8 protein-coding genes are annotated in these 6569 nt (G+C 31.4%); all 8 read left to right on the top strand.

Annotated elements, in window-relative coordinates; genetic code table 11:
• A partial coding sequence (locus tag LD39_RS09730; protein ID WP_369793230.1) for a CpsD/CapB family tyrosine-protein kinase occupies positions 1-689 on the top strand: 689 nt, incomplete at its 5' end.
• Between the two features lie 291 nt (positions 690-980).
• Positions 981-1166, top strand: coding sequence for a hypothetical protein (locus tag LD39_RS23905; RefSeq protein WP_369793229.1), 186 nt, complete (start codon positions 981-983; stop codon positions 1164-1166).
• A gap of 28 nt (positions 1167-1194) precedes the next feature.
• Positions 1195-1683: a CpsB/CapC family capsule biosynthesis tyrosine phosphatase gene (locus tag LD39_RS23900; protein ID WP_369793231.1), complete on the top strand. Its 489-nt coding sequence runs from the start codon at positions 1195-1197 to the stop codon at positions 1681-1683.
• Between the two features lie 1001 nt (positions 1684-2684).
• The gene (locus LD39_RS09720; RefSeq protein WP_081988405.1) at positions 2685-3290 is read left to right on the top strand and encodes a sugar transferase; all 606 of its coding nucleotides are present in this window, start codon (positions 2685-2687) and stop codon (positions 3288-3290) included.
• Between the two features lie 25 nt (positions 3291-3315).
• Entirely contained in the window at positions 3316-4242 is a 927-nt protein-coding gene (locus LD39_RS09715) for a sulfotransferase (protein WP_035545631.1), read from the top strand.
• A 1-nt stretch (position 4243) separates the two neighbouring features.
• Positions 4244-5350, top strand: coding sequence for a glycosyltransferase family 4 protein (locus LD39_RS09710; protein ID WP_035545629.1), 1107 nt, complete (start codon positions 4244-4246; stop codon positions 5348-5350).
• A gap of 32 nt (positions 5351-5382) precedes the next feature.
• Entirely contained in the window at positions 5383-6306 is a 924-nt protein-coding gene (locus tag LD39_RS09705) for a sulfotransferase domain-containing protein (protein WP_035545628.1), read from the top strand.
• A 29-nt stretch (positions 6307-6335) separates the two neighbouring features.
• A partial coding sequence (locus tag LD39_RS23545; RefSeq protein WP_035545626.1) for a hypothetical protein occupies positions 6336-6569 on the top strand: 234 nt, incomplete at its 3' end.

The following is a 6569-nucleotide window of genomic DNA, read 5'->3' as shown; positions in this document are numbered from 1 at the left end:
AAAAAAATAATAAAACATTGCAAACGAGTGCAAGAAGTTTAATTGCAAACGATAATCCGAAATCACCCATTGCTGAACAGTTCCGTACCATTCGCACGAACCTCCAGTTCTCTTCTGTAGATAAAGAATTGGAAACGATGCTTGTGACTTCAGCAAGTCCATCCGAAGGGAAATCTATCACTACTGCCAATACAGCTGTAGTATTTGCCCAGCAAGGGAAAAAAGTGTTGCTCGTAGATGCAGATTTGCGGAAACCTACCATACACTATACCTTCCGAACCGATAACACCTATGGTTTAAGTAATTATTTAGTCAGTGAACGGCCTCTATCTGATTTGGTGAGAGAAAGCCATATCGACAATCTTGATTTACTACCGTGTGGTCCTATTCCACCGAATCCTTCGGAGTTGTTAGGATCGAAAAAAATGAAGAAGTTCATTAATGAGGCTCATCAGAAATATGACATGATCATCTTTGACACCCCGCCTGTTCTAGCGGTGACGGATTCTCAGGTATTGTCAGCTTTTGTGGATGGAGTCTTATTGGTTGTTCGCAGTAAGCAAACTGAACAGGAAGCGGCTATTAAAGCCAAAGAACAGTTGCTTCAATCAAAAGCAACGATTCTTGGTGTCGTATTAAATGATAAGGATGTTAAATCTAGCAGTTATTACTACTACTATGGTAAGTAAGTCATGAGAGAGAAGCGGTCAAAGCTTCTTTTTTTACTATTAATTAGTATGGGGAAGGAATCTCATTTTTTTTAGGGGGATTACTATATATCGAAGGATGTAGCAATAAATAACCTTAATGCATTTACACACTGCTATAATATACTGATGTTATTTGCGAATTTTAAAACAATTCAGATTATTATATAGGGTATAAGACTTTTTAGAAGGGAGTAGGGGGGTGATAGATATTCATAGTCACATTTTGCAGGAGTTGATGACGGAGTACAAATCATCGAAGAGAGTATGAAAATGGCAGCGTCTGCCCTCGCAGATAAGATCGATACCATCGTTGCGACGCCTCATCATCTTAATGGAAGCTTTGATAACTTTAAGCATGATATTGTTATTCAAGTGAATGAACTAAACAGTCAGCTACAGGTAAGACATATTCCTCTAACTGTCATTCCAAGGTCACGAAATAAGAATTTATGGTGAGATTTTGGTTGGTTTATAGAATAATGAAATTCTAACGATTAATGAAACATACTACTATGTGCTTATCGAATTTCCATCATCTACTGTCCTGAGGTACGCTGATCAAGTATTCTTTGATCTCCAATTGGCTGGCTATCAGCCGGTAATTGTTCATCCAGAAAGAAATAAACAGATTATTGAGCAACCACATCTGCTTTATTCTTTAGTCAAGTACGGAGTTTTTTCTCAATTGACTGCTGGCAGTATTAGCGGGGGATTTGGGAAGAAAATACAGAGATTTTCTCATCAGTTATTAGGGCATAATCTGATTCATATAGTAGCAACGGATGCCCACAATATTTCAACGAGAGGGTTCTGTCTAACAGATTCTTATGAAGTTGTTAAAAATGGGTTTGGGTCAGATATGCTTTTCTTACTATCTGAGAATGCGGAAGATGTGATTAAGGGCAGAGTGTTAGCAGCAGAACCGCCTGAAAATGTTAAAAAACAAAAGTTTTTGGCTTATTTTAAAGTTTAGTTGTAAAGAGATCTATCGTTAACACTTTCCTTTGTGCAAAAATTAGCAAATGTTGTTTACCCTTGTTGAAATCTAAGGTATCCTTATCTATATATTATTTTTCAAAAAATAAATATTAGAAGGAGTTTCTCTAATAGCGGTTGATTTACATATAAATATATCTATGGAATTGTGAAATTTCAATTTGCAGGAAGATAGTATAGATGGCAAATGTTGATGTTGAAGGTGGAATTGATACCATCGTTGATAACCCACATTAAAAAATGGAGTATCTGATTACCACCAGATTTTGACATTATTAAAAGTGTAAGAATACAATAGTAAGCTAAAAATAGAATTAACAACTATAAAAATTCACCATGTCAACAAACTTGGCCTCTGGAGAGTTAATAGAAGGATACGTGAAAGATGGAGTACTCTAATTAACAAGCAAACATGGTTTTGTAGAATTTCCTTCAATTCATGTTCCTAGATATGAAAAAACTCTCAATTATGCAACTGGTAGAAGTCGTCCTGAAATTGTCTTCCTTAAACAATTTGAGCATTCAAATGTCATTTGATCTTTAACAAGTAATGATTCATATGCTTAGAAAAGATTAGCCAGTTCTTCCTTACCTTCAGGAAAATAAAGAAATTTTGTTATCTAAATAACAAGAAGATCACTCACCTGATTAGATATAGCTTATTCCCCCGTGATACGAAATACTAAAAGAAGAAAAAAATTATGTTTGTTTCCTTGAACTTACTAAAGAAGCCCTCTCTTTTAATAGTCTGAATAGTATTTCACCTGAATTTAATTGTTAAGAATGATTAATAAAGATATTTTGGTCTTTATATGATTGGTAAAAACTGCTACACTTTCAATGGCCCGTAAGTAAGGCATATATTGTCTTAACTATGAGAAAGTAACTATTTTAATAATTTTTCTGAAAGAGGTGTATTTCTTGAAAAGCAATAATACCACTGAAATACCATCATACAACCTTAGGATCAACGAAAGTATGTATTATTTATTTTTGAAGCGCTCGATGGATATATTCTTATCAATATTAGGTTTAATACTCTTGGCTCCACTCCTAATACTAGTCTCAATTCTTATAAAAATTGATGATCCTAGAGGGAATGTTATATTTAAGCAAACTAGAGTAGGGAAAAACGAAATAAAATTTAATATGTATAAATTTAGATCGATGGTATCCAATGCCGAACAATTAAAGGCTTCTTTAATTAATGAAAATGAAGCAGATGGTCCAGTATTTAAGATGAAGAAAGACCCGAGAATTACAAAAATAGGTGCGTTTATTAGAAAAACGAGCATTGATGAATTGCCTCAATTAATTAATGTAATTAAGGGTGAAATGAGTTTAGTTGGCCCACGCCCTCCCATACTAGAGGAGGTTAACCAATATTCTAATTATGAAAAACTTAGGCTTAGAGTCTTACCTGGTTTAACTTGCTATTGGCAAGTGGGCGGGAGAAATGATATTAGTTTTAAAGAGTGGATAGAATTAGATTTGAAATATATTACCGAAAGAAATATATTCATAGATATAAAACTAATAGTTAAGACAATTACAGTCTTGTTTGGCTCGAAAAATGCTTATTAATTGATACGAGGAAGGTTATTATATTATGTCTAAAATTATTCCGAATTTATTTATAGTTGGTGCAGCAAAATCCGGTACGACCGCTCTCTATAATTATTTAAATGCCCACCCAGAAGTCTTTATGTCATCTACAAAAGAACCGCATTTCTTTTGCCAAAAGTATATTGATTTGCCTTTAAAAGGGCCAGGTGATTTAGAAAATCAAAAAAAATGGATTACAAATCAAGTAAAATATAAAAAAATATTTAACCAATATAATAGTGAAAAAGTTGCGGGTGAAGCATCTACTCAATATCTTTACTACTATAATACAGCTAAGGAATTACATTCTTTTAATCCTAATGCAAAGATAATTATTATGCTTAGAGATCCGATAGACAGAGCAGTTTCTGCTTATACACATTTAAAGAGAGATCTTAGAGAAAAATATTCTTTCGATGAGGGGCTTAGAAAAGAGGAATACCGAATTGATAATAATTATGAATTTATATGGCATTACAAAAATGTTGGGTTATATTCTAAACAAGTGAAAAAATACATAGAGGTTTTTGGGGAAGATAATGTTAAAGTAATAATTTATGAAAATTTTAAAAAAGATCTAGATGCGAATTTATATGAAATTTATAAGTTTCTAGGTATAAATGAGAAAGTTAGGATAAAAAATAGAGGTGCTAAATATAACGTCTCGGGCGTTCCAAAGAATAAATTTATAAATTATCTAGCTAATGAAAAGAATTTCTTAAAAAAAATTTTGAAACCAATAATTCCATCTAATATTAGGGGGAAAATATCTGGGGAACTAAGAAGCTTTAGTTATAAAAAATTAGAAATATCTGAAGAAACAAGGTCCTATTTAATTGACTTTTATCAAAAGGATATTGAATCCTTAGAGGAAATATTGGGTTATAAAATCACAACATGGTCAAAGCACCAGGCTAAGGATGAGGCGTAAAATGAAGGTGTTGTTTATAATAAATGGTCTTCAGTATTCTGGCGCAGAAATTGTCTTGGAACGGTATCTCAAAGATAATGAAAAAATTAAGCCGATTTTTGCTTTGTTAAATAACAATAGTGATTTGAAAAATCGTTTAGAAAGACAATTTGGAATAGGAAATGTTTATACTTTAAATATAGAAAAGAATAATTTTATAAATAAATATTTCCCGATGATTCTTAGCAAACTTTTTTGGAAAAAAATCAAAACTGTGATTTCTATTACTAAACCTGAAGTTGTTTACGCAAATAACTCTACTGAAGCAATTTATGCTTCATTTAAAAAAAGTCCCTTACCATTGGTTGTCCATATACATGATATGGTAAGTAGTATAAGGAATCCTTTGAGAAGATATGGCATTAAAAGAGCTGTGAAAAATTCAAATGAAGTTATTACAGTATCTAAGGCTGCTAAGTATGAAATAAATCGTAATGATGTATCTGTGGTATATAATGGACTTGAGAATAGCTATTTTGTAAATAATGATACTAAAATTACCTCATTTAACAGGTCTTCTCAACCAATAAAAATTGGGTTTATAGGGTCATTTATACAAAGGAAAGGTCCAGACCTCCTTTTAGAGGCAATTAACATTCTCAGTAGAAATGGAACAGAAAATATTGAGCTATACATTGCCACTAATTATATAGATGAAAAACTATACCAAAAATGTTTGAGAAAATGGCCGGATTTAGAAAAAAAGTTAGTAGTTAGGAAAAATTTAAACGAAATCCAAATTAAAGATTTCCTAAGCGAGATTGATTTTCTTGTGGTTCCAAGTAGAAGGGACCCGCTTCCAACTGTTGTAATGGAAGCTATGGCGATGAATAAGATTGTTATCGGTTCTAAAGTAGACGGGATACCTGAAATGATAAAACAACCTATGCTTTTATTTGAAAGTAATAATCCTAGGAGCTTAGTTAATAGCATTTTAAATGTTATTAACTCAGACGAAAAGACACTTAATACTATTATTCAAGAATTAAACAGTAGAGCACAAAAACATTTTAACGATCGCCATAAAAAAGAAAAAGTGAATAAGATTTTAGAAAAATTAACTAAATGAATAATATAACTGAATAAAGAAGGTGTATTAGATTGGGAAAAAATATACTGCTAACAGGATCCCATAGAAGTGGTACTACCTTTACGGGGAAAATGTTAAGCATTCCTAAAAACATAGGATTCATTAATGAGCCATTTAATCCAAATATCGGTATTGAGGGTATTGATAATTGGAATGTATACGTAAAGGAAGGAATAAGTAATGAGAAGTATTATGAGAATCTTGTAAAGGATTTGTTGAATGGAAGGGCATCTTTTAAGAGAATTCAAAAAAAAGATGATAGTGTATTTAAAAAAACAGCTAGATTATTTTTGAAAAGTGGGTCACATATTGAATATATAAAATCTACTAGAAGTAATAGTGTTGAGAGATATCTCCTTAAAGACCCTATTGCTTGTATGGCATCGGAATGGTTACATAATAGATTTGATATGGAAGTAGTAATGTTAATAAGACATCCAGCTGCTTTCGTTGCTAGCCTAAAGAGGTTAGATTGGCATTTTCCATTAGAAAGGTTAATAGAGCAGAGAGAGCTGTTTGGTGATTTTTTAAATTCACATCTAAAAAATATAAATTTAAGTAGTATAACTACAGTTGAGAGAGATGCAATTTTGTGGAATTGTATTCATGAAGTTTTATTTAGTTACTTACATAGAAACCCTGCGATGATTTCCGTAAAACATGAGGATTTATCCATAAATCCAATAAAGGAGTTTGAGGGTCTCTATAATAAACTAAATATAGATTTTGATAGTAATGTAAAAAAAGTGATTAAAACATACACTGTGAGCTCAAACCCTACAAATCCTAAAAATAATTTAGTTCATGATTTAAAGAGAAATAGTAAAGATAATATTGAGAGGTGGAAAAAAATATTATCAGAGGAAGAAATATATAATGTTAGAAATATCACTAAAGATCTAGCTCATTATTATTATAGTAATAATGAGTGGTAAGACTATTACAAATAAGTGTGAGGTTTTATATGCAAAATAAAAGTTCTATTATTAGTCAAAAATTAGTGCCTATACTTATATTGTTATTAATTTTTTCAACACAGGGTATCTTGACATTCACAATATTAAAACAGGTTAATTTAGCTTCTTACAACAGTTTCTTGTTAGAGGCTATAATCGTTTTACTCTTCATATTATACGTAGCAGATATGATAATGGTTAAATTTGAAATGAAATTCAAACATATATTTTTAGTTTTATTT

It is taken from the genome of Halobacillus sp. BBL2006, assembly GCF_000786645.1.
Classification (GTDB): Bacteria; Bacillota; Bacilli; order Bacillales; family Halobacillaceae; genus Halobacillus.
The sequence above is the reverse complement of the archived record's forward strand: the minus strand, read 5'-3'. Positions and strand labels throughout refer to the sequence as shown.